The following is a 23,377-nucleotide window of genomic DNA, read 5'->3' as shown; positions in this document are numbered from 1 at the left end:
CTCCCGTAAGTCCACCCAGACTTTGCGCCCGCATTTGTCGGTGCATCGGCGCTGCCGGGCGCAGCGCCGATTGCCTTGAAGGTCCGACCGCACCGCCGGTTGACGCCGCACAGTAGGATGGCAAGACATGATGTTGTGGCCCCGGCAAAGCGCCAAGGTCCTTCGCAAGACGCTGATCTGCAAGATCGATACGCTGACCGCATTCCGCGATTATCCGCCGCTCAAGCCCTGCATCCGGATGTTCGGCGTGGACACGCGAACCTTCCATGCACGCGACTTCGAGCAAATCCAGACCCAATGTCGCGTTTTCACGGTGGACGTCGAAGCCTCGGCGCTCAAACGGGTACTGACGACCGTGACCCCGTGCGCTCGGCAATGGCACAACGCCTTCGAAGCGGCAACTGCGACCTCCTCGGCCCGGCAGAACACGGCGGACAACGCCATGCGCGCAGAGATCGACTTCCCGCGTCAGGCATGGCTGCGCATCGAGTTCGAGTATGCGACGCAATCCACACGGTCCGATGGGTACTACTACCAGACGTTCACGACGGACACCCCACAGTTCATCGAGCTCAAGGCCGCAAAGATCATTCTCGGCCGCTCCCTGGAATACGCAACGGCGTCGATGCCGAACTACGACATCCGCATTCCCGCGCATGGCGCTTCGCAATTGTGCGCCTTCCATGTGGGCCAGGGCATGTGCGCCCTGCTCCACGATCGGTCGACCGGCATCCTGATCGATGCAGGGGTCGGCACACCGATCAAACGCCCGGACTATCACCGGGGCACCATCGCAAACGATCTGACGCCAAAATTGCAGGGCCTTTCACATGTCTCGCTGGTGCTCTCGCACATGGACTCCGACCATTGGCGCCTACTTGACTGGGACCCGGACCTCGTCTCGCGGATCTCGGACATCTTTGTCCCGGAGGGCGTCGACTATCTGCCGTTCAAGAGCCGAAACTTCACGCCCAACGTGCATGCGGTATCCGGCACCGTGCGGTTTCGCCTGAGTCAGGCCGGCGATGCCGAAGACTGGCTTGTCGCCCTGAGAAGCAACCCGCAGTGCAAAGGCGACAAAAACGGCGAGTGCCTGGTGACGCTTTGCCGCGTTCGGCATCAAGTGGCGCTGGTGTCCGGGGACTACTCGTACGGGCGACTTCAGAACGATTGCGATCTGGGCACGTTCTTTTCCGGGCTGACCTTCGACGCCGTCATCGTCCCCGACCATGGGAGTGGCGCAAGCGCCTTTGCGGTGCCGCCGTCCAGCGCGTGCGGCACGCCTCAGGCGTTCTTCTCCACCGGCTGCCACAAGGGAAGCATCGCCGCCTCGATGCGCAGCCTCGCAGCACACGCCGAAGCCGGCTATCAGAGCATCGTCTACCCGTCGTGCCGGGATATTCGACTGGCCACGCTACTGCCATCGGTATAGCGTCGCGCAGGCCATGCATCCGCAAGCCTCTCGAGCTTGCGGATCGCATCGTCAAGGCCTTGCACCCGGCTCGTGTGTCGTCTCCAGTCGTCAGGATCACCGGCTTGACTGTCGACACCCGATATCTGCCCGACCGGCGGTAACGACTCCATTAGCGCGGCTCCGGATACTCAACCGCGTCGGGCAAGATCGCGATCGCGCCCGACGACAACTAAGGGTGACGCGACGCAGGCCATGTGTTTTCAGTCGCCCACGCCAACGAGGTGCGCCAGCATATCCCTGGCTTTTGCGAGATCTTCGATGCGCTTGTCCAGCTCGCCAATGTGCGCGACGACCAGACCTCTCACTTCGCTGCTGGCCCGGTCCTGGCTTTCCCACAGCGAGATCAACGATGTAATCTGCTTGGTCGAAAAATCAAGCAATCGAGCGCTTCGAATAAAGCAAAGCACGGCAACGTCATCGTCGCTGTACACGCGGTAATTCGACTGGGTGCGCTTAGGCGCGCGCAGCAGTCCACACGCCTCGTAATAGCGAATCATCTTCGTCGACACTCCGGATGCTTTCGCGGCCTGCCCAATGTTCATGACGCTTCCTGCCAAATCAAAGGACCTCAAACGACGACGATTCTCGGGCTTGCGAGCCCGGGAATCTCAATAGCAACGGCGACGCGCTCTGCGCTCAGGGCGTGCCCACGGCGTCCGGCACCACGTTGGCGGGCTTCGTACACGGAGGGCGCACCACGGTCCACAGAATCGCCGCTCCGATCAGATCCAGGAACCCGAGCACGACGAAAAAAGGCGTGAACCCGACACGATTCACCAGCCATCCGATAGCGAGCGTGAACGCCAGATTTCCAATCCCGGCGACAAGCCCCACCGACCCCGTCACGGTCGCGACTTCCTGACGGGGAAACAGGTCTGCGGACATGGAAATCACCGTCACCGACAGCATCTGATGGGCGAAGCCGCCCAGACAAAGCAGCAGCACCGCCACGACCGGATCGCGCACCAACCCGACGCCGGCCATGCCGATCATCATCAGCGCGCCGATCGTGAAGGCCGCCCGCTTGCCGTCGATGACAGGCGTGCCGAAGCGCTTGTGCAGGAACATCGACAGCGCGCCGCCGGACAGACTGCCGAAATCGGCGGCGACAAACGGCAGCCAGGCCGTGAGGGCGATGGTTTTCAGGTCGAAACCGCGCGCCTGATAGAGATAAAGCGGCACCCAATAGACCAGCGTCCCCCACACGGGGTCGGCGAAGAATCGCGGCAACGCGATACCCCAGAAATTGCGCGTTGCCAGAATCTGGCGAAACGAGGGTTTGTTGCCGGCATGGCTCCCCCGGCCCACTTCGGGGCTGCTACAGATGTAGGCGGCCTCGTCGGAAGACAACGCCTTGTGTTCGGTCGGATGTCGGTAGAAGGCACACCACAGCGCCGCCCACCCCAACCCCAATGCGCCGGCGATCAGGAAGGCGATTCGCCAGTCGTAATGCAGGATCGACCACCCAATGAGCGGCGGCGCGAGGATGGCGCCGAACGACGTGCCCAGGTTGAAGACGCCTGTGGCAATGCCTCGCTCGTGCGAGGGAAACCAATACGCGACAGCACGCATTCCGGCCGGGATAAACGCGGCTTCCGCGAGTCCGAGCATGCCTCTGAGCAGGAACAGGCCGACCCAACCGGTCACGAACCCGTGCAGCATGCAAATGAGCGACCATGCGATGCCGCAGATCAGGAAGCCGACACGCAAGCCGACGCGATCCATCAAGTAGCCGGTGAGCGGTGCACCGATGGGATACATGACGAGAAACGCGCCCGTAATCCATCCATATTCGTGCGTGCTGATGCCCAGTTGCGACAGCACCGTCGGCGCTGCGATGCCGAGCGAGCTACGTGCCAGGTAGTTGGTGATGGTGCCGATCGTGAGCAGCCCCATGATCCACCAGCGAAGCCCTTTGACTCGAATTGCCATGATATTGATTCACTCTCTACGACGCTTTGGGCGCCAGGCGACCGTTTGCACGGTCTTGCATCAACCGACGGATCACCTGCTGCACATGTCGCGGGGTGATCAGTCGGGAACACTCAAATTGACGTGGCGTGCCGGCATGCCGGGGACACCACAGGAAGTCCTTGTGGTCGAACTCCACATGCGTGTCGTTCCAGCAACTGTTGCAGGCATGAAAGTTGATCACACGAAATGGCGTCTCGAACTCGTTTTGCGGATGCGTGAAGCCACTGATCATCACGACCGGGACATGCAATGCCCATGCCAGCCACGAGAGTCCGCTCGACAACCCCACGAAAAACTCGGCATGCATCAACAAGCCGGCTCGCTCCTGGAGCGGGAGATCGCCCGTAAAATCCTCCGCCCCATAGGGAATCTGATTCCAATGGATGCCGTGGCCGTTGACCATCTCCCGGTCGATACACAAAACGCGATACCCCGCCTCTTTCAGGAACGATACCGTTTCAATCCACCCGGTCGGATGGTTCCAGTACTTGCACTGTGACGAGGACTGCGAGGCGATGCACACATAAGGCTCGGCAATCCTTCGCGTTGTATCGGCCACGACGATTCGGGGCCGACGCTCCACCGGGGGCAACCCCAGCAAGTAGGCAATCGTGCGTTGCAGCCCGCTGACGCGAAAATCGGTGGGCTGATGCGTCCTGTCATCGCACGGAAAGAAGATCCCGAGGTAATAGCTCGCATAACACTGCGCATGTTGCGCCGCTTCGTCCTCGGGGCGCACGTAGTGCAGTTCCGGATAGGCGTCGCGAAACAGCGTCCATATCGGTTCGCCCATCGACACCGCGATCTCGCAGCCGTGCTGCTGCCGGAACGCATCGACATAGGGAAACCAAGCGATGATGTCGCCCAGCGTTCCCACCGGCAGGCGAGCATACACACGCTTGCCGCGAGCGTCGAAGTCGTGTTCGAAGACCCGCTCGCCGTGCCGATCGATTTCGATGCGAAAGTTCACGTAATACTTCCGCGTGCTCGTGACCGTGGCGTTATCGACAGCCTCGTCGAACAACACGACATCGGCGTCGCGATCGAGCAGACGCACGCGCCAGCCCTCTCCCTCGACCTTGACGCGTGCGCCGTAGTTGAAATCGTAGCGAATGCCCGGAGGGCCTTCGAGCAGCGGACCGGGCGGGTCGACGAACGGCATGACGCCGGCGCCTGAACTCGCCTGCTTTGCGTCGAGCGGCGCGGCGAGCGCCGCCGCATCAGTCATGCCGGACATGGACATTTACTCGGCAACACGTGCGGCCGGCGCGGCGCCGTCGGCGCCTGCGGTTCCGACAGGCCAGTACAACCACTCACGCGCACGCGGCAACTTCTCGAGAAGCGTGTTGATGATGTCGGCGTCCTGCGATGAAGGGCCGTAAATCAGGCGAGCCTGAAGGTAGACCGGCAAATAGTCCGCGTAGGCGATGCCCTGAATGTCCTTGTACGGCCACGAAGCGGGGGCCAGAACGAAAGGCGAAAGATATCCCACCGCCCGACCGAGCGCCGGGCTGCCGGCGTTCGGATATCGCCACAGATCGACACCGACTGCCGATGCATGGTGCGCCAGCCGCATGAATGCCTGAAGGTTGAAAACGCTGTAATGGAAGGCTCGGGTGCGTTCGAGTTCCATCGGCTGACGGCCATCCGCGGCAATCTGCACTTCAATGCGCTTTTTCATCGCCTCGTTCGCGATCTGGCGGGCCAGATCGTCGTCGCCGACATAACGGGCCTGATTGGCCACCTGCTCGTCGAAATATGTGCCGTGATTGTTGGTGGCGTCTGCCTCGTCGTGCCCGTTGGCGCTGGTCATCATCCACTTCGTGTACTCGGCGAACCAGCGCTTGAGGCCGCTCTGCTCGTCGGCCGACAACGCGCCGGACGGCGAAATCAGTCCGATCGTGTCGATAACCTCCCAGAAGTGTCGGGTATCGATGATCCCGGTGCCTCGACCATTGTTCACGCCCAAGACGGCTTGCGCGTAATTCAGGTTGGGATTCATTCGCGTGGCGGGGGCGAGGAACCACGTGCGCAGCAGCAACGCTGCGTGATCGGCATATCGCTTGTCGCCGGAGAAGTAATAGGCGAAACCCAGCGTACCGACCGTATCGGAGAACGTTTCGATACGACGGGAATCGGTGTCGTTATTCTTGGCCGACGGATTGATGCGGCCGTCTCGACGAATGTAAGGTTTGCCGTCGGGCTTGCTCGGATCCGGCCACCAGTACGGTCCCATGCTCAGGTAATCGTGCTTGTCGCCGCTCGGTGGCGTGAGGCCCTTGTCGACCACCGACATCGGTCCCACAGACAGCGCCTTGTCCGCATCGGCCATCAGCTTGCGGTACGCCGGCACTACCGTGGGCGCCTTATGCTCGACCGCCTGTTTCGCGGCGGCGAGCGCCTGGGGGTCCAGCGTATAAACCTGGGGTAGCGACTGCGCCCGCACCGGCGCCGCCATCGACAATTGCAGCGCACAGAATGCCGCACTCGCCCAACCTGCAAATCGAATCGTCATGATTTCCCTTCACTTGCCTCACTTGCTGCTTACCATGCGGCCGAGATTGGCCGCCCCCTGACTAACGTTGATATGAAAGACCGACATTGACCGCAAGCGGCTTCGAATAGGCGGGCCCTCTTGCGTAAGAGATGTCGGCCGATATCCGCACCCCGCGCTCCAAAATCAAGAATGTGCCGGCGGCGATCGACATCAGGAAATCCGGGGTGGTGGCGGAGATATCCGTGCCGGCCACGGTGACCGTCTGGCGGTTTGCGAATGCTTTCACGCCGCCGATGCTCACATAGGGGCGTAGCGTCGTTCCCCACAGCAGCAGCGGCTTGCTCACCGTGATGCTGGCGCTTGTGAGCGTCATGTCCTGCCCGCCGAGTTGCACGGGCATTCCCGCGTCATAGGCGTAGCTGAGCGAATTCGCATGCAGGTAGGTGAGCGTGAGGCGCGGCTCGATCGTCCAGTCGCCGGGCAGCGAGAAACGGCGTCCGCCACCGACCGACGCCAGAAAACCGCCGTTGTGGTACGACCCGGTGTTGGCGCCGCCGGTCGTCGAGAAGTCGTGCGACGCGCTGAGAAAACGCAACGTCCCTTGCGCGTACCATGGGCCAGTCACCGGCAGTCCGCCGTAAAGACCCGCACTCCAGGGATAGCTATTGGCGGTGCCGTTCGTGCCGACGTTGGTCTTGACCTGGGCGACAGCGCCGAAAATACCCACGAATCCGCCACCGACCCTCATTTCCCGCCCGAACTGGACGCCGCCCGCCTGCGCCGTGGACGTCACCCCTGCCGACTCGGTGGTGAACCGCTCACCGAACGCACGGACCCAGACGCCAGGCTGACTGACACCCCCTTGCAGCTCGGCCATGTGCGCATAGGTCTGATCGACCTGCTCGTTCCACAGCAGGTTGGCGATGGACGGCAACGCTTGCGCCACCGAGGCGGCGTCCCCCAACCGGCCCGTGTCGAACAGGAATATCTGCCCGCCGTCGCTCTGAAGCGCGAACTTTTTGGCGCCGACGTCCACCGCATCGTTCGGTAACGAGAACTTGGCGGCGTTTGCCGGGGCATTGGCCGATGCATCGACGAGCAGCACGCGCGTGCCGTCGGGCACCGGCGTCTTGCTGCTGTCTTGCAACGCCAGAAGGTAGTTCCCCGTCGCGCCGTTGATCACGAGCTTGTCCGACTGCCCCGCCGCAATGTTGCTGTTCATGTTGAAGACGCCCGAGCCGCTCAGTCCGTTGATGGTCAACGTCTTGTAGCCTGCCGCGTCCATCGGCGTGAACATGACGGTGCCGCCGTTGAGCACCAGCGCGTTGGCGATGGCGTTGGCGTTACCGGTAACGGCGCTCGACGAGTTGTTGGCGATCTGAAGAACGCCCGACACGCTCCCCGACGTGAAGACCGGTGCGCTCTGGCTTCCGGACGATGTCGTGCCGCCGACAAACAAGGTGGCGGTGCCCCCGCTGTTCACCACGGTGCCGGTGGCGACGCCGCCGCCCAGGATTTGCTGCGATCCGCCGTTGTTCACCACAGCGCCGCTGGCCACACCGCCGCTCGATACGGTTTGCGTGCCGCCGGACATCACTTGTGCGGCAACGGCCATGCCGCCCTGGGAAATGGTCTGACGCGCCTTTTGTCCGATCACAGTGCCGATGGCGGTGCCGCCCGACGAAACAGCCTGCGCTCCCCCCGACGACGTGCTCCCGACCAGGATCGTGCCGATGGCGACACCGTTGGCGACGCTCTGGCGCCCGAACGGATTGACGACCGTCCCGGTGGCGGTGCCGCCGCTCGTCACCGACGCACTCCCGCCCGAATTGACGACAGTGCCGACAGCCTGCCCGCCGGCCACGACCTGCACGCCCCCGCCGTTGACCACGGCGTTGGTGGCAACGCCACCGCCGGATACCGTCTGTGTCCCTCCGGAGTTGACGAGCGCGCCCACAGCGCTGCCCCCGGAGGAAACCGACTGGACGCCTCCCGAGTTGATGAGCGTGCCGATCGCCGTGCCCCCGGAGGTCACCACCTGCCGCCCCCCGTTCAGGGTCGCGTTCGTGGCGACACCCGCGACCTGTTGTGTCGCACCACCCATGATCACCGCCAGGTTGTCCGATGCGCCGGAGAGAATCGTCTGGGTGCCGCCCGAGTTGACGGTGACGTTGTTGGTCATGCCGCCGGACGACACAATTTGCCTGCCGCCCAGGTTGATGTTCGTCCACGCCGCAATGCCGGCAACGTTCTGCGTGCCACCGCTGTTGATCGTCGTATTGTTTGCGGTGCCGCCGGACGCGACGGATTGAACGCCGCCCCGATTGATCACCGACAAATTGTCGACACCGCCGGAGAGGACATTCTGGGTACCACGCGAGTTGATGATGGATGCGTTCGTCACGCCCCCGGCCCGTACCGTTTGCACGCCATTCGCATTCACCGTGGTGTTGTTGACTACCATGCCCGAGGACACGTCGGCGGCGCAGCCCGCGTTTCGCGTTAGCACCTGGTTGTTACATTGCGCGAACGCGGGGGTTCCGAGAGCCGGAAGCGCCAGCGCCACGCACGTCGAAAGCGCATTGAGCACCAATGCGCCGCCTGTGCCCCCAGATGGGCAAACCATGTTGATTTTTTGCATGGATCTTTGTTTTCTGGCCGCTCGGTACTTTGCCGCACGGCTGTCTCCGCCAGCGCCGCACTCACGCGCGACGCCCCTCTCTCACCCAGCCCAACCCTGCCTTCAAAAAATGTGCATGATGGCGAAACCGTAGCCGGTCGGATTGACGCCTGCCGAGCGTGCGCTCGCGCTCTGCACCACCGGCACCGCATCGAAGTCGTACAGCCCGTTGCTACGGTTCCAGATTCGACTCACGAACGCCGACACGAGCGTTCGCTTGCTGAAGATGTATTCGTAGACGAACGACAACTGCTGAGCCCCGGTGCTCCCGGACACCCCCGGCGCGCAATTCGCCTGCGCCGTCATCGCCGCCCCCGAGCACTGAATGCCGCGCGCGAACGCGTAGGTGCCGATGAACTCGTGGCGTCCGACGGCTTTGGCCAGACTGACCGTCGCCGCCTGACGCGCCACCCGGCCGCGCCCGGCGGCAGCCTTCTTCCCGTAGGTGCCGTCCGAGCCCGAATAGTCGAGGCCGAAGGCCAGCTTCAAGGTATCGCTAAAGGCGTAGCGCCCCACCACACGATTCGACCAGTCGTTGCTCTCGCCCGATGCCAGACGCCCTTGGTTACTGCGCGCCTCGTAGACATACTGCAAGTAGATCGGCCCATCTCCATAGCTGGCCGACAACGAATAGACGTTGTCCCGATTGCCCTGATTGACGTCGCCGCTCTGACTGTTCGAGTAGAGAAAGTGGCCGACGAGGCCGGACGAATCCTTCGATGTCGAATACGCAACGGCATTGGCAACGCGATTGTTGAACTGGAGCGACGTGCCATTGATGGTCGTCATCAACGTCGTCGGGCTGGCGATCGGCAACTGATCGCCGATGAACTTGTAGATCCCGACGGTGTTGTACAACGGCGACGTGAGATATCCGAACTTCAGGACACCCAGCGCGTCGCTCTGAACCCCGATAAAGGTGCTGCGCCCCGCGAACTGCCCACTGCTGTTCGTATTGGTCCCCGTCCCGACGTTGATCGTGTTCTCCAGTTGAAACATCACTTGCCAGCCTGCGCCGAGATCCTCGCCCCCGCGCAGCCCCCAGTACGAGCCGTTGCTCGCAAAGACCGCCGACGCCGGTTCGTTCGGCCCCTTGCGCGCACCGCTGGCCGAGATGTACGAGATCCCCGGGTTCAGCAACCCATAAATCTGAAGCGCACCGCCGGGCACCCGGAATCCATCACCGGGCACGGACCCGATCATCGGATTGAAATCCGACATCTCGGCGTCTGCAAACGATGGTGCAGCCCCGCTCTCCTGTGCGTTCGCCATTGCTGAAAACAATACCCCTGCGCCGGCCAGGCCGGCCATCGCCCAAATGCTCCATCCCATGTTGTCTCCTTATTCCCACGCGTCTTGGCGTGGCGTGGCGGCCTCTTCGGGTCGCCATCGTTTTCAGTGCTGCACGTTCAGAACGTCTCTTGCCATCAAGTCAAACGAGCAAAGCTGCGCGAGTAGATCGCGCGTACCAATGCAGGTGCCGCCCGCTTCTCAGCCACAGGCCGGAATCGGTCATCGAGTTGAGCCGCGATCGTGTACACCGTTGCCGAGGCAGCAGGGTTCCACATTCCCGCGTAACCCGGCACGCCCGCCGCAGCCCGTCGCGCGTCGAACGGCACGGAACTGTGAACGAACTCTTCGTGCACCTTCTCGCCCGTGGCGTAAGGCAACAACCACGCGAGGGCGTGGGCCAACCGGCCTTTCAGGCGAGAAGCGCCATACCAATCTTCGCCGTGCGCCGCCGCCATCGTGGCGGCCGTGAGCATCGGCTCCAGCGTGTAGACGACGTAGTGCATCGCGTCGCGCTGGTGAAAATCGTATGTGCTGCCGTCGTCGTGAATGTTCTGTTGCGCATGGGAAAAGAAGCGCTCGCGCGCGGTCGCAATGCGCGACGCATCTCCCGACACGAACGCCCCCGCCACCGCAAGCTTCACGCGATGGCTGTGCCAATTGTTCAACCCCGTGGACGGATCGCCCACTTTGTGAGGTATTTGGCTGTATCCGTCCGCAAGTTCGCCACCAAAGGCGCGCATGGCGGCAATCGTCTGCGAACTCAATTGCGACTGGATGAGATCGAAGCCGATGATCCATGTCGCCAGTTCGGTCTCGTCGATGGGATTGAATGACGGACGGTAGGCGCCCAGCCATTGCGTCACATACGCGGTCGCACGCGCGAGGTGAGGCTCGCCCTCGCCGGGCGCGCAAAGTCGCCAGGCCATCGCCTGCAACGCCGTCTCGCGCCAATCTCCCTGCGCGAGAACGCTCTGGTCGCGGTTGGCCTGATGCGGCAAAGTGCCTTCCGTGTGAACCACCGGCATGACATGCGTGTCCCTCGAGACCGTGAGCCCCGCATACCTGACGACGGCCTTCGCAATTTCGACCGGCACACGGGTTGGCAATGCCTGTGCATCGACATCCGAAGTCAGGGCAAACGGGGGTCTGTCGGCCGACGACGAACGCTCCGTCGGGCTGGCCGCACGCACCGCCCCGAAAGGCGCTGTCAACGCCCATGCCGCACAGGTCCCGACAAGGCGTCGACGGCGGGCATTGAGCCCGCTGTCGATGAGAGGATTCAGGGTGTCTCGCATTGCGCCTCCCGAATTACGACGCTTCGCAGAGCGAATCCTTCGCTTGCGCCAGACGCTGCTCGGCGCCGCTGCGCAGAATGCCGATATCGGTCGCCACCGCTACATAGTCGAAACCCAGCTGGAGATATCTTGCTGCGAGCGCCTGATCCGTCATGAGCGTGCCGACCGGCATGCCGACGGCGTGACAACGGTCCTGCGCATGCTGAATAGCGGCCTGCACGGCGCCGTGCGCGAAATTGCCGAGATAGCCCATGGATGCGGCCAGATCCGACGGGCCGATGAACAGGCCGTCCACACCGGGGACCGCCGCAATCGCGTCCAGGTTTCGCAGCGCCGTTGCGGTCTCGATCTGAAGCAGCAGGCAGACCTCGTCATTGGCGCGCGCCAGATAGTCGATATCGGTGCCGTAACGGTTTGCACGCGTGGCGAGCGAAACGCCGCGCATACCGTGGGGCGGATAACGCACCGCCGCCACCGCCCGCGCGGCCGCCGCAGCGTCTTCGATCATCGGCACCAGCACCGTCTGCGCCCCGATATCCAATGTGCGCTTGAGCACGACGGCATCGTTGGACGACACGCGAACCAACGCCGGCACGCCCTTCTGGGCAGCGGTGCGCAGTTGCGCCTGCACCATCGGCAACTCGTTCGGGGAATGCTCGGTGTCGATCAGAATCCAGTCAAAGTCGGACTGGGTCAGCACTTCGACTACGTTACTGTCCGCCAACATGCTCCAGATACCGATCTGCTGCCGGCCGGCCTGCAAAGCCGCCTTGAATCGATTGGGTTGCATCCTGCCTCCTCCATCGCCCGGTGAACCGCGCGTAATTTATATGAGTGTTGCGAAACCAAGGTCGCGTCAGCCGATGGGCGTACGCAGTTGCGCCATGAGTCCGCCATCGACCGGCAGCACTTGCCCCGTGATGAACGACGCGCAGTCCGAGCTAAGGAAAAGGATAGGCAACGCCGCTTCCCGCGGCGTCGCATGACGCCTCATGGGAAGCCCGTAGGCTGCGCTCGGGTCGACCGACTCCGTATGGGAATGCGGAATTTGCGCCGGCGCCACGGCATTGACCCGCACGCCACGGCTTCCGAAGTCGACGGCCAGACAACGCGTCAAAGCATCGATCCCGCCTTTGCTGATGTCGTAAAGCGCGTTGTTCCGGTGCGCACGCTGGGCACCGGGCGACGACACGTTGACGATGACGCCCGGGCGCTCTTGCGCCAACCATTCGCGCACGATCGCGAGACTCAGGTCATACACGGCGCGCAAATTGACGCCGACGATGTCATCGAAATCGGCGAGCGTGGTCTCCGCCGTCGGCTTGCGACTCTTGGTCACGCCCGCATTGTTCACGAGGATGGTCGCGCCGCCATGGGCAGCGGCGACTGCCGTGATCTCCGCCCGGTGCGCCGGGTCGGCCAGATCGCCGGGCACTGCCTGACAGCGCGTCGGGCCCAGCTCGCTCACCAGCGCCTCCAGACGCCGTGCATTACGTCCTGTGACGATCACGTGAGCGCCTGCTTCGTGGAACGCACGAGCGGTCTCACCGCCGATTGCCCCACTCGCGCCGGTCACGACGACCACCGCGCCCCCAAAGTCGAATTTCGTATTCATCGCCTCTCTGCTCTCACCGCCCTGTTCGGGTCGCTATTTTTGGAAAACGTTTTCCAAACTATATCGACCCCGCGCAACGCGTGTCAAACGTTTTCCTCAATCTAAGGGTTTTCTATAAGATGCTTGAGAAAGCTCGCTTGAGACCATGATCCAGGCCATCCGGAAAACCGAGGCGCATTCGCGAAATCCGCCCGAAAATCCATATCCAGCTTGATTTCCACCCCGCCGATCGGCGATGAGCGCGCCCGCTTCGTCATCGAGGGAAACGAGAGTATTTCGTTTTCCTAACGCGCTTTACGCAGTTCGAAAACACAACTATCATTGGAAAACGTTTTCCAAAACACATGAAAAAGAGCTCCGTCACAATTCGCGATGTCGCCACCGCCGCCGGCGTGTCGACGGCAACGGTTTCCAAGTACATCAATGGCACGCAGCGCTTTTCTCCGCCCGTGGAGGCGAAACTGCGCGAGGCCATCGAGCGCCTCGGCTATCAGGCCAATCCGCTGGCGCGGTACATGATCACCGGTCAGACACGCTCGATCGGTGTTGCGATTCTGGACATTCGCAACCCGCACTTCACGAACATCGTGAAGGGGGCCAATCGGGTGGCACTGAAGCACGACTACACGCTGCTTTTCGTCGACACGGACGAGAGTCAGGACCGGGAACGGCAAATACTGGAGGCCCTGTCGCGGCGCGTCGACGGGATGATCGTCAGTTCGCGCATGCCGGAGGAATCCATCCAATGGATGTTGGGGCTGGGCAAGCCCGTGGTTTTTTTCGGGCGTCTGCAACATACGCAAATGCCAAGCGTCGGCACCGACGGATACCGGGCGGGATACATGCTCGCCGAGCATCTGGTGAGGCTGGGCCACAAGCGCGTCGCCTATCTGGGCTTTGCGGGATCGCGCTGGAACGACGAACGCATTCGCGGCGCACGCGAATCGTTGGCGACGCACGCCCTGTCCCTGGATGTCTTCGAGGCGCTCGCGCCGTCGGCGTCCGCAGGGGAGCGAGCGTGCTCGACGCTCATGCTCGGCCCCAATCGCCCCGATGCGGTCATTTGCTACAACGATCTCATCGCGATGGGCTTCATGAAGGAAGCACAAGCGCTGGGTTTCAAACTGCCGCAGGACGTCTCCGTCACCGGCATGGATAACGTGCCCTTCGGGGAATACACGTCGCCGGCGCTGACAACGGTGGACATGCAGAGCGACCGCATGGGCGAGCTGGCCATGCTCAAGATGCTCGACGCCCTGTCAGGGAACGTCTCGAACGAATTTTCGATGCTGGAGCCGCAACTGGTACTTCGCGACTCCACGATACGCAGGCCCTAGTGCCACTCACCACACGGAGCCGACCCGGCGTCGGACGACGTGTGCCTCATCAGGAATCAACAGAATGAAGATTGCCGCCGTACGCGTCACGCCCATCGCTATCCAGGACCCGCCGCTGTTGAACGCCAGCGGCGTACACGAGCCCTTTGCCTTGCGCTCGATCATCGAGATCGAAGGCGAGAACGGATGTATCGGTCTGGGCGAAACCTACGGGGACGCCCCCGTGCTCGACGGGCTGATGCGCGCCAAAGACTCGCTCGTCGGCCTCTCGATGTTCGACCTGAATGGACTCTCCCGGCGAATTGCCGCCAGCGGTGCAACCGCCCAGAACACGGCGTCAACGGGCGCCGGCTATGCCGACAAACCCGACGCAAAGGTCTTCTCGGGCTTCGAAGTGGCCATGCTCGACTTGCAGGCGCGCACCGCGGGCGTACCGCTTCATGAACTGCTCGGCGGCGCTGTGCGACGTGAGATCCCCTTTTCCGCTTATCTGTTCTTCAAGTTCCCGCACACCATCGATCCGAGCTATGCAAGCGATCCCTGGGGGGAGGTGATTTCGGAAGCGCAGCTGGTGAACGAAGCCCGGATGATGATCGAGGCCTATGGCTTCGGCAGCATCAAGCTCAAGGCGGGCGCATTGAGGCCCGAGCACGAAGTCTCCTGCCTGAAGGCGCTCAAGGCGGCCTTCCCGAACTATCCGCTTCGCATCGACCCCAATGCCAACTGGTCGCTGGAGACCAGCACCCGTCTGGCCGCGTTGCTCAAGGACGATCTCGAGTATTACGAAGACCCTACCCCGGGGCTCGAAGGCATGGCAAAGCTGCATGCCGCGACGGGTTTGCCGCTTGCCACCAACATGGTCGTGACCGATTTCGATGAATTCAAGCGAAATCTGGGCCTCAACGGGGTGCAGATCGTATTGTCCGACCACCACTACTGGGGCGGATTGCGCGCCACGCAGACGTTGGCCCAAATGTGCGATCTGCACGGACTCGGGTTGTCGATGCATTCGAACTCGCACCTCGGCATCAGCCTGATGGCCATGTCTCATCTTGCGGCGGTGGTGCCCAACCTCACCTATGCCTGCGACACGCATTACCCGTGGCAGACGGACGAGGTCATTCAGGGCGGCAAAGTGCCGATCCGCAACGGGTGCGTCACGCTCGGTGATGCCCCCGGGCTGGGCGTCGAACTCGACTACGACGCCTTGGCTCGACTGCATCGCCAGTACCTGGAGTGCGGCATTCGCCATCGCGACGACGCCGCACAAATGCGCAAGTTCCGTCCCGATTGGCAACGCGTCAAACCTCGGTATTGACGCCATCCGGCGACATCGCCGCCGACGATTGCGATGATCCGGCGTATCAGGGCAGTCATCTCGATTTGCCTTGATTTGCCTTGATTCGCCTCGCTTCGGCGAAACGCTGCCCTCCCTCCTTCGCATGCAGGACTCAATATGACAAACATCGGATTTATCGGCTTGGGCGTTATGGGCGCCCCCATGGCGGCGCACCTGCTCGCGCAGGGCCATTCACTGTTCACTTACAAACGCAACGGTGCGCTGCCGGCAGCGCTGAACGGCGTCATTGGCTGCGACTCCCCTCGGGAGGTCGCGCAGCGAGCGGATGTCATTATCACCATGCTTCCCGACACGCCCGACGTCGAGGCGGTCCTGTTCGCGGACAACGGGGTGGCGAGCGGCCTGAGCGCCGGCAAGACGGTCATCGACATGAGTTCGATCGACCCGCTCAAGACCAAGGAATATGCCTCGCGAATCGATGCGCTCGGTTGCGACTATCTCGACGCGCCGGTCTCCGGCGGCGAAGTCGGCGCAAAAGCGGCGTCGTTGACGATCATGGTCGGGGGCACCGAATCTGCGTTCGCGCGCGTGAAGCCGTTGTTCGATGCGATGGGCAAGAACGTCACGCTCGTTGGTGGCGCCGGTGCGGGCCAGACCTGCAAGATCGCGAATCAGATTATTGTGGCGCTGACCATCGAGGCCGTGAGCGAGGCCCTCGTATTCGCCTCCAAGGCCGGCGCAGACCCGGCAAAAGTACGGGAAGCGCTCATGGGAGGTTTCGCTTCGTCGCGAATTCTGGAAGTACATGGTCAGCGCATGATCGAGCGCACATTCGCGCCCGGCTTCCGTAGCAAGCTGCACCAAAAGGACCTTCGCCTCGCGCTCGATAGCGCCCGCACGCTGGGGGTTGCGTTGCCCAACACGGCATCCTGCGCCCAGCTATTCAGCGTGATCGCGGCACAAGGCGACGAGACGCTCGACCACTCCGCCCTGATCAAATCCATCGAAAGCATGTCGAACCACACGATCGGGTAATGCGTGACATGCCGGGCGACATGCCGGGCGACATGCTGCGGGCTTCCGCCAGATCGACGGACTGCCCGAAGCGGTTGACCTGTCCCGGTCGAACCGGGACAGGTCGAGGCGCTGCGGCACATGTCTCATGCGGCCGCGCGCCAGCCGACCCCATCGATGCGATTCGATGCGATTCGATTCGATCACGCCTCCCAGGGGCCGCCCGGCCCGGCCGCAATCCCATAGCGCTCTAGCGCTTCGCCATGGCGTTCAGGCATGACGGCCTTGATCGCGGCGGCAACGATATGGTCGCGATCGACCTCGAAGTATCCTCTCAGCTGTGCGCGGGTGTCGCTGCGCCCGAAACCGTCCGTGCCTAACACCGTGTATGGCGCTCGCACGTAGGAGGCGATCAGTTGAGGATAGGCACGAACGTAATCCGTCGCCGCGACGATCGGCACATCGCCCGCGAGGCATGTGCCGACATATGACTGCGGTGTCGACGCGTCGCTGAACAAGCCCAGGCGCTCGCACTCCCGCGCGTCGCGAGCCAGCTCGGAGAAACTGGTCACGCTCCAGATTTCCACGCCGATGCCCCACACCTGAGCCAGCACGTCGCCCGCAGCAATCACTTCACGCAAGATCGCGCCGGATCCCAGCAGTCTCACGCGTTTGTCCGCCAAGCCATGCGTCGGGGACAACTCGCGGAATCGATACATTCCCTTGATGACAGCCTCGTGCTGATCGTCGGCCAACGGCGCCTGCGGGTAATTTTCGTTGCCTACGGTGATGTAGTAGAACTCGTCCGCATGCTCTTCCATCATGCGCCTGGCGCCGTGATGAACGATCACCGCCGCCTCGCCGGCGAAGGCCGGGTCATACGCACGGCAATTGGGCACGGTCGCCGCAACGACATGGCTGGTGCCGTCCTGGTGTTGCAGGCCTTCGCCGGCCAGCGTGGTTTTGCCGGACGTCGCGCCGATGAGAAAGCCCCTCGCACGCTGATCGGCAGCCGCCCAGATGAGATCGCCCACACGCTGGAAACCGAACATCGAGTAGTAGATGTAGAACGGCAGCATGGGCACGCCGTTGACGCTGTAGGACGTCGCCGCCGCCGTCCATGACGCGATGGCGCCGGCCTCCGTGATCCCCTCCTCCAGTAACTGACCGTCGACGGCTTCCTTGTAAAACAGCATGGATCCGGCATCTTCCGGCTCGTACATCTGACCGACAGGCGAGTAGATCCCGATCTGGCGGAACAGATTGGCCATGCCGAAAGTCCGCGCCTCGTCGGCGACGATCGGCACGACGCGCGGTCCGATCGTCTTGTCCTTGAGCAGATGGGTGAACAACCGCACGAGACACGTTGTCGTGGACGTCTCGCGCTCGTCACCCGCGAGCGCAAACTGCCCGAAGCGCTCCAGCGACGGCACCGCGACCGGCTCGGCCTGGCGGGCGCGTTGCGGCAGGTATCCCCCCAGCGCCGCCCGGCGCGCATGCAGGTAGGCGAATTCCGGTGTGGATTCGGCAGGGCGATAGAAGCGCATTTCATCTACGGCGTCATCGTCCAGCGGAATGGAAAAGCGGTTTCGGAACGCGCGCAGCGCCTCGACATCGAGCTTCTTCTGCTGGTGCGCCGTCATGCGAGACTCGCCGGCGTCGCCCATCCCGAAACCTTTTTTCGTCTTCGCGAGAATCACGGTCGGTCGACCTTTATGCTCGGTCGCGGCCCGATATGCGGCGTAAAGCTTCTTGAAGTCGTGACCGCCACGGCGCAATCCGTCGATCTCCGCCGTCGTCAATTCGCTGACCAATGCCTTGAGCTCCGGATCGGTATCGAAGAAGTGCGACAGGTTGTACTCGCCGTCCTTCGCGCCCAGGGTCTGGTACTCCCCGTCCACCATCGTCGAGAAGCGGCGCAGCAACGCATAGTTCTTGTCCCGCGCAAACAGGGCATCCCACTCCGATCCCCAAATCACCTTGATGACATTCCATCCGGCGCCCGAGAACAGCGCCTCCAGCTCGTTGATGACCTGACCATTGCCGCGCACCGGACCGTCGAGCCGTTGCAGGTTGCAGTTGATGATGAACGTCAGGTTATCGAGCTTCTCGCGGGCGGCAAGCGAGAGCGCCGCGATGGATTCCGGCTCGTCCATCTCGCCGTCACCGAAAACGCCCCACACTCTGCGGCCTTCCGTCTGCGAAATCTTGCGGTGTTCGAGGTAGCGCAGAAAACGCGCCTGATAGATGGCGCTGATGGGACCAATCCCCATCGATCCCGTGGGGAACTGCCAGAAATCAGGCATCAGCCAGGGATGCGGGTACGAGCACAGCCCCTCCTTGCCGACTTCCTGTCGATAGTTCGCCAGCGCGCTCTCGCTCAGGCGTCCCTCCAGATAAGCCCGCGCATAGACACCGGGGGCGGAATGCGGCTGGAAGTACACCAGATCCCCCTTGCCATGCGGTCCGTCGGCACGGAAAAAGTGATGAAACCCGACCTCGAACAATTCTGCCGCCGAAGCATAGCTTGCGATATGCCCGCCCAACTCGCCGTAAGACTTGTTCGCGCGCACGACCATCGCCAGCGCATTCCATCGCATGATGGACGTGAGCCGCTGCTCCAGCGCCAGGTCGCCGGGATAACGATGCTGCTCGTCGGCAGCAATCGTATTCTGGTACGCCGAGTAAGGCGCAGCCCCCCGTTGAATCTTGAGGTTCCTGGCATGCGCTTCAAGTTGGTCCAGTAGAAACCTGGCGCGCGCCGGGCCACCGTACTTCAGCACCGAATCCAGGGAATCGAGCCACTCCCGGGTTTCCTGCTCGTCTTCGTCTCCTGCCGGTACGACGCCGGCCGCTTGCTGACTCATCTGTCTCTCTCGATAGGGAATGATGCCGGTGTGGTGTCGACGCAGGGCGCCGACGCCCTCTCGCGCTGGCCGGCTTCGCGAACGTCAGGCCGAGGGAAGCAACATGTCCTCCAGCCCCCGGCCGCTACGCACCATCGGCCACACATCTGCGGCCGGATCGACGTGAAAATCCATGAAGACGGTGCGGTCCTTCATCGCCATCGCCTCGCGAATCGCCCCTTCCACGTCGGCACGGCGGTCGATCCTGAGCCCGACGTGCCCATACGCCCGGGCCAACGCCGCAAAATCGGGCAGTGCTTCCATGTAGGAATGTGAGCGGCGTTTGCCGTACTCCACGTCCTGCAATTGCTTGACCATGCCGAGATGACCGTTGTTCAGCGAGACGATCTTGATGGGCAGGTCGTACTGCCGGCAGGTGGAAAGCTCCTGAATGCACATCTGGATGGATCCGTCGCCCGTCACCGTGAACACATCGTGATCGGGAAATGCACGCTTGACCCCCATCGCGAACGGCAGACCGACGCCCATGGTCCCCAATCCACCGGAATTCACCCAACGCCTCGGACGATCAAAGCCGAAATACTGTGCCGTCCACATCTGGTGTTGCCCGACATCGGCACAGATGAATGCGTTGCCCCCCGTCAGTGCGGCGATCGTCTCGATGACGAACTGCGGCTTGATGATTTCGCCGGTGTCGTTGTAAGCGAGACACTGACGCGCCCGCCACGTGGCAATTTGTGCCCACCAGGCATCGCGCGACGCGTTGCTGGCCGAGTCCTCGCGCAACACCCGGTTGAGTTCTGCGACGACACAACGCGCGTCGCCCACGATCGGCACGGTGGGACGCACCCGTTTCGCGATGGACGCAGGGTCGATGTCGATATGGATAATCTCGCGAGCGCGTGAGCAGAAGTCATCCACATTGCCGATGACCCGGTCGTCGAAGCGCGCGCCGATGGCGATTATCACGTCGCACGCCTGCATGGCCTGATTCGCCTCATAGGTCCCGTGCATTCCGGGCATGCCGATGAAACGGGGATCCGACGCCGGGAACGCGCCGAGCCCCATCAACGTACTGGTGACCGGCGCATCGAGCAGCGATGCCAACTCGATGACGTCACTCGCCGACGCCGACGCGATCACGCCGCCCCCGGTGTAAATCAACGGCGCGCTGGCACCGCGCAACAGCCTCGCAGCCTGCCGAATGTGCCCGGAATGCCCGGCAGACGCAGGTCGATAGGACCGCAACGCCAACCGCTCGGGATACTCGAACCTCCCGACGGCCAATGCAACGTCCTTCGGCACGTCGACATGTACGGGGCCGGGGCGCCCCGTTCTGGCGATATGGAATGCCTTTTTCATCGTCGCGGGAATATCTTCCACCCGCCGCACCAGAAAGCTGTGCTTGACGACAGGCCGTGTGATGCCGACGGCATCGCACTCCTGAAAGGCGTCCTGCCCGATGACCGAGAGCGGCACATTGCCCGAGATGACGACCAGCGGAATGGAGTCGAAATAGGCGGTCGCAATCCCCGTGACCGCATTCGTGACGCCCGGCCCCGACGTCACGAGCGCGACGCCGACACTGCCGGTCGCCCGGGAATATCCGTCCGCCGCGTGAATCGCCGCTTGCTCATGGCGCACGAGAATGTGCTCGATCCTGTCTTGTTGCGCCAATGCGTCGTAGAACGGCAGTACAGCGCCGCCCGGGTAGCCCCAAATCGTATCGACGCCTTCCATCACGAGCGCCTCGAGCACCATCGCCGCACCGCTCATCGATGCGAGGCGGGCGGACTCGCCTGCGCTCGGGTCATGCGTGCCGTTCGCCCCCGTTGGCGCGTTTGCGGCGGTCTTGAATTCCGAGGGCATCATGAAAGGCACGTGTCGTTCATCGGCAGCCGGATATCCGCCAGGAATTTCCGGGCGCGCGGGCTTTCCGGAGAGCGGAAGAAGCGGTTCGGCTCGGCGCGCTCCACGATGCATCCCTGATCCATGAAGATGACGCGATCGGAGACTTCTCGCGCAAACGACATCTCATGGGTTACGCAGACCATCGTCATGCCGTCTTTCGCCAGCCCCTTCATGACCTGGAGCACCTCGTTGACCATCTCGGGATCCAGCGCAGACGTCGGCTCGTCAAACAACATCACGGGCGGGCGCATCGCCAGTGCGCGGGCGATCGCCACACGCTGCTGCTGCCCGCCCGAGAGCTGCGAGGGATACGACGCCGCCTTGCTCGGCAAGCCGACGCGTTCGAGCAGGCTCATGGCAAACGCCTCGGCGTCCTTCCGGCTCTGCCGACGCAACCGCATCGGCGCCATGATGCAGTTCTCCAGCACACTCAGATGTGGGAACAGATTGAACTGCTGAAACACGAAGCCGATATTGCTGCGCAAGGCATTCACGTCGATACCGCGTTCGTAGATGTTCTTCCCATCGACGTGAATCGTGCCGGACTGAATCATCTCCAGACGGTTCAACGTGCGGATCAACGTCGACTTCCCCGAGCCGGACGGACCGCAAATCACCACGACCTCGCCCTTGGAAATCACTTCGTTCACGTCGACAAGGGCGTGGTAATCGCCATACCACTTGTTGACATTCTCAATCTTGATCATCTTTAGACCTTTGACGAAGCGGTGCGAATCGCAAGCCGCTTTTCCAGTGTGAATGCGGAGCGGGTCAGTGCGAAGCACATCAGGAAGTAGCTCAGCCCCAGCATCACGTAGACTTCGACCGACTTCGATACGACCTGCGCGGATATCTGACCTGCGATGAACGACAGTTCCGGCAGGCTGATGATGTAACCGAGGGACGTCTCCTTGATGGTCGACACCAGCTGGTTCAGCAGTGACGGCAGCATGTTGCGCAGTGCCTGGGGAAGAATGACTTTGAACATCGCTTCCATGTAACTGAGTCCCAGCGACCGGGCGGTTTCCATCTGTCCGCGTGGCAAGCCCTGGATCCCCGCCCGCACGATCTCCGCCAGATACGCGGCGTCGAAAATGACGAGCGAGACGAGCATCGTGCCGAACTGGTCCGTGCGATGCCCAGTCACCGACGGCAGCAGGAAGTACGCCCAGAAGATCACCATCAGCAGCGGGGTCCCTCTCACGGCAAAGACCAGCGCGGTGACGGGAAGCCGCAACACCGCGAAGGGGCTCGTACGGCACAGCCCGAAAATCACACCGACCGGCACTGCCAGCACCAGACCGGCAGCGGCCAGCAGTAGCGTGAGCGCCAGCCCGCCGAGTGGCCCGTTCGGGTACTGACCGATGAGGTAGTACAGGCCGTAATTTTGCAAAACGTCGACCATGCTCAAATACTCCTCACCGGAAACTTGCGCTGATACCAGACCGAGAACGTGCATATCAGAATCGACACGCTCAGATAGGCGAACGTCGCAAACGCAAACGATTCGAATCCCCGGAACGTTGCGCTCTCGACCTGCTGCGACTGGTACATCATCTCCGCCACGCCGATGACGGTCGCAACGCTCGAGTTCTTCCACAGATTCAGCGTCTGATTCGCAAGCGGCGGCACGATCACACGAAGCGATTGCGGCAATACGATCAGGCGCATCGAATGGAGAAACCCGAAGCCCAGCGCACGGCTCGCCTCCAGTTGCTCCCTGGGAATGGACCGAATTCCGCTCCGAATGTCCTCTGCCATGTAGGCGGCCGTGTACATCACCAGCGCGATCAACGCGCTGACGAACTCCACGTTCATGCTGTAGAGCCAGACCTTGACGACGTGCGGAAGGATCTGCGGCGCGCCGAAATACCAGAACAACATGTGCGCCAGTAGCGGAATATTGCGCACGGTTTCGACGTAGCCCTGCCCCGCGGCGCGTACGCTGCGAACCGGTGACAAGCGCATCAGGGCGATGGCGATCGCCAAAGGCAGCGCCAGCGCGAACGCCATCGCCGAGAGCAGTAGCGACAGCCTGAATCCGCTGATGAGCCACTCAATGTATTGCCCGTGCAATACCGTTGAGAAGTGGAAAGTCGAGTCCATGGAGCGTCGATGTG

18 protein-coding genes are annotated in these 23,377 nt (G+C 62.4%); 4 read left to right on the top strand and 14 right to left on the bottom strand.

From position 1 onward, the window contains the following. The first annotated feature begins 127 nt into the window (after window positions 1–127). Entirely contained in the window at window positions 128–1,432 is a 1,305-nt protein-coding gene (locus PAN31108_RS15755) for a ComEC/Rec2 family competence protein (protein ID WP_150669761.1), read from the top strand. Between the two features lie 242 nt (window positions 1,433–1,674). Here PAN31108_RS15755 and PAN31108_RS15750 read toward each other — a convergent pair whose 3' ends face one another. The 9 genes from PAN31108_RS15750 to PAN31108_RS15710 form a co-directional block, all read right to left on the bottom strand. Further along, window positions 1,675–2,016: a MerR family transcriptional regulator gene (locus tag PAN31108_RS15750; RefSeq protein WP_150669760.1), complete on the bottom strand. Its 342-nt coding sequence runs from the start codon at window positions 2,014–2,016 to the stop codon at window positions 1,675–1,677. A gap of 94 nt (window positions 2,017–2,110) precedes the next feature. Continuing rightward, entirely contained in the window at window positions 2,111–3,406 is a 1,296-nt protein-coding gene (locus PAN31108_RS15745; protein WP_150669759.1) for an MFS transporter, read from the bottom strand. A gap of 16 nt (window positions 3,407–3,422) precedes the next feature. After that, window positions 3,423–4,685 (bottom strand): autotransporter strand-loop-strand O-heptosyltransferase, encoded by a 1,263-nt coding sequence (locus tag PAN31108_RS15740; RefSeq protein WP_246183989.1) that lies wholly within the window; start codon window positions 4,683–4,685, stop codon window positions 3,423–3,425. 6 nt (window positions 4,686–4,691) lie between these two features. After that, window positions 4,692–5,963: an alginate lyase family protein gene (locus tag PAN31108_RS15735; RefSeq protein WP_150669757.1), complete on the bottom strand. Its 1,272-nt coding sequence runs from the start codon at window positions 5,961–5,963 to the stop codon at window positions 4,692–4,694. A 61-nt stretch (window positions 5,964–6,024) separates the two neighbouring features. Then, window positions 6,025–8,409 (bottom strand): autotransporter domain-containing protein, encoded by a 2,385-nt coding sequence (locus PAN31108_RS26620; RefSeq protein WP_217426316.1) that lies wholly within the window; start codon window positions 8,407–8,409, stop codon window positions 6,025–6,027. Between the two features lie 279 nt (window positions 8,410–8,688). Beyond that, the gene (locus tag PAN31108_RS15725; protein WP_150669755.1) at window positions 8,689–9,957 is read right to left on the bottom strand and encodes a porin; all 1,269 of its coding nucleotides are present in this window, start codon (window positions 9,955–9,957) and stop codon (window positions 8,689–8,691) included. A 95-nt stretch (window positions 9,958–10,052) separates the two neighbouring features. Beyond that, entirely contained in the window at window positions 10,053–11,213 is a 1,161-nt protein-coding gene (locus PAN31108_RS15720) for an alginate lyase family protein (RefSeq protein WP_150669754.1), read from the bottom strand. Window positions 11,214–11,226: 13 nt separating this feature from the next. Beyond that, on the bottom strand, window positions 11,227–12,003 hold the full coding sequence (locus tag PAN31108_RS15715; protein ID WP_150669753.1) for an HpcH/HpaI aldolase family protein: 777 nt from the start codon (window positions 12,001–12,003) through the stop codon (window positions 11,227–11,229). A 66-nt stretch (window positions 12,004–12,069) separates the two neighbouring features. After that, the gene (locus PAN31108_RS15710) at window positions 12,070–12,828 is read right to left on the bottom strand and encodes an SDR family NAD(P)-dependent oxidoreductase (RefSeq protein ID WP_150669752.1); all 759 of its coding nucleotides are present in this window, start codon (window positions 12,826–12,828) and stop codon (window positions 12,070–12,072) included. A 344-nt stretch (window positions 12,829–13,172) separates the two neighbouring features. Here PAN31108_RS15710 and PAN31108_RS15705 point away from each other — a divergent pair, with 344 nt between their 5' ends. The 3 genes from PAN31108_RS15705 to PAN31108_RS15695 all read left to right on the top strand — a co-directional run bounded on the left by PAN31108_RS15705 (window position 13,173) and on the right by PAN31108_RS15695 (window position 16,500). Beyond that, window positions 13,173–14,165, top strand: a complete 993-nt coding sequence (locus PAN31108_RS15705) for a LacI family DNA-binding transcriptional regulator (protein ID WP_150669751.1) — start codon at window positions 13,173–13,175, stop codon at window positions 14,163–14,165. A 64-nt stretch (window positions 14,166–14,229) separates the two neighbouring features. After that, the gene (locus tag PAN31108_RS15700) at window positions 14,230–15,483 is read left to right on the top strand and encodes a glucarate dehydratase family protein (protein WP_150669750.1); all 1,254 of its coding nucleotides are present in this window, start codon (window positions 14,230–14,232) and stop codon (window positions 15,481–15,483) included. A 138-nt stretch (window positions 15,484–15,621) separates the two neighbouring features. Then, complete coding sequence (locus PAN31108_RS15695) at window positions 15,622–16,500, top strand: 2-hydroxy-3-oxopropionate reductase (protein WP_150669749.1); 879 nt, start codon at window positions 15,622–15,624, stop codon at window positions 16,498–16,500. A 182-nt stretch (window positions 16,501–16,682) separates the two neighbouring features. Here PAN31108_RS15695 and mdeB read toward each other — a convergent pair whose 3' ends face one another. The 5 genes from mdeB to PAN31108_RS15670 form a co-directional block, all read right to left on the bottom strand. Beyond that, window positions 16,683–19,346 (bottom strand): alpha-ketoglutarate dehydrogenase, encoded by a 2,664-nt coding sequence (gene mdeB, locus PAN31108_RS15690; protein ID WP_150669748.1) that lies wholly within the window; start codon window positions 19,344–19,346, stop codon window positions 16,683–16,685. Window positions 19,347–19,430: 84 nt separating this feature from the next. Then, the gene (ilvB, locus tag PAN31108_RS15685; protein WP_246184001.1) at window positions 19,431–21,122 is read right to left on the bottom strand and encodes a biosynthetic-type acetolactate synthase large subunit; all 1,692 of its coding nucleotides are present in this window, start codon (window positions 21,120–21,122) and stop codon (window positions 19,431–19,433) included. A gap of 92 nt (window positions 21,123–21,214) precedes the next feature. Continuing rightward, on the bottom strand, window positions 21,215–21,964 hold the full coding sequence (locus PAN31108_RS15680) for an amino acid ABC transporter ATP-binding protein (RefSeq protein WP_150669747.1): 750 nt from the start codon (window positions 21,962–21,964) through the stop codon (window positions 21,215–21,217). A 2-nt stretch (window positions 21,965–21,966) separates the two neighbouring features. Then, window positions 21,967–22,662, bottom strand: coding sequence for an amino acid ABC transporter permease (locus tag PAN31108_RS15675; protein WP_150669746.1), 696 nt, complete (start codon window positions 22,660–22,662; stop codon window positions 21,967–21,969). A 2-nt stretch (window positions 22,663–22,664) separates the two neighbouring features. After that, window positions 22,665–23,363, bottom strand: a complete 699-nt coding sequence (locus PAN31108_RS15670; protein ID WP_150669745.1) for an amino acid ABC transporter permease — start codon at window positions 23,361–23,363, stop codon at window positions 22,665–22,667. Window positions 23,364–23,377: the final 14 nt, after the last annotated feature.

The sequence above is a fragment of the Pandoraea anhela genome, from assembly GCF_902459655.1.
GTDB classification, from domain to species: Bacteria; Pseudomonadota; Gammaproteobacteria; order Burkholderiales; family Burkholderiaceae; genus Pandoraea; species Pandoraea anhela.
The sequence above is the reverse complement of the archived record's forward strand: the minus strand, read 5'-3'. Positions and strand labels throughout refer to the sequence as shown.

What these genes read in the sequence shown, in the direction of transcription:
- PAN31108_RS15680 (WP_150669747.1), bottom strand. Translation starts at nt 21,964, where the DNA reads ATGATCAAGATTGAGAATGTCAACAAGTGGTATGGCGATTACCACGCC.
- ilvB (WP_246184001.1), bottom strand. Translation starts at nt 21,122, where the DNA reads ATGAGCGGTGCGGCGATGGTGCTCGAGGCGCTCGTGATGGAAGGCGTC.
- PAN31108_RS15670 (WP_150669745.1), bottom strand. Translation starts at nt 23,363, where the DNA reads ATGGACTCGACTTTCCACTTCTCAACGGTATTGCACGGGCAATACATT.
- PAN31108_RS15725 (WP_150669755.1), bottom strand. Translation starts at nt 9,957, where the DNA reads ATGGGATGGAGCATTTGGGCGATGGCCGGCCTGGCCGGCGCAGGGGTA.
- PAN31108_RS26620 (WP_217426316.1), bottom strand. Translation starts at nt 8,409, where the DNA reads ATGGTAGTCAACAACACCACGGTGAATGCGAATGGCGTGCAAACGGTA.
- PAN31108_RS15735 (WP_150669757.1), bottom strand. Translation starts at nt 5,963, where the DNA reads ATGACGATTCGATTTGCAGGTTGGGCGAGTGCGGCATTCTGTGCGCTG.
- PAN31108_RS15705 (WP_150669751.1), top strand. Translation starts at nt 13,173, where the DNA reads ATGAAAAAGAGCTCCGTCACAATTCGCGATGTCGCCACCGCCGCCGGC.
- PAN31108_RS15700 (WP_150669750.1), top strand. Translation starts at nt 14,230, where the DNA reads ATGAAGATTGCCGCCGTACGCGTCACGCCCATCGCTATCCAGGACCCG.
- PAN31108_RS15675 (WP_150669746.1), bottom strand. Translation starts at nt 22,662, where the DNA reads ATGGTCGACGTTTTGCAAAATTACGGCCTGTACTACCTCATCGGTCAG.
- PAN31108_RS15755 (WP_150669761.1), top strand. Translation starts at nt 128, where the DNA reads ATGATGTTGTGGCCCCGGCAAAGCGCCAAGGTCCTTCGCAAGACGCTG.
- PAN31108_RS15695 (WP_150669749.1), top strand. Translation starts at nt 15,622, where the DNA reads ATGACAAACATCGGATTTATCGGCTTGGGCGTTATGGGCGCCCCCATG.
- PAN31108_RS15720 (WP_150669754.1), bottom strand. Translation starts at nt 11,213, where the DNA reads ATGCGAGACACCCTGAATCCTCTCATCGACAGCGGGCTCAATGCCCGC.
- PAN31108_RS15750 (WP_150669760.1), bottom strand. Translation starts at nt 2,016, where the DNA reads ATGAACATTGGGCAGGCCGCGAAAGCATCCGGAGTGTCGACGAAGATG.
- PAN31108_RS15715 (WP_150669753.1), bottom strand. Translation starts at nt 12,003, where the DNA reads ATGCAACCCAATCGATTCAAGGCGGCTTTGCAGGCCGGCCGGCAGCAG.
- PAN31108_RS15745 (WP_150669759.1), bottom strand. Translation starts at nt 3,406, where the DNA reads ATGGCAATTCGAGTCAAAGGGCTTCGCTGGTGGATCATGGGGCTGCTC.
- PAN31108_RS15710 (WP_150669752.1), bottom strand. Translation starts at nt 12,828, where the DNA reads ATGAATACGAAATTCGACTTTGGGGGCGCGGTGGTCGTCGTGACCGGC.
- mdeB (WP_150669748.1), bottom strand. Translation starts at nt 19,346, where the DNA reads ATGAGTCAGCAAGCGGCCGGCGTCGTACCGGCAGGAGACGAAGACGAG.
- PAN31108_RS15740 (WP_246183989.1), bottom strand. Translation starts at nt 4,685, where the DNA reads ATGTCCGGCATGACTGATGCGGCGGCGCTCGCCGCGCCGCTCGACGCA.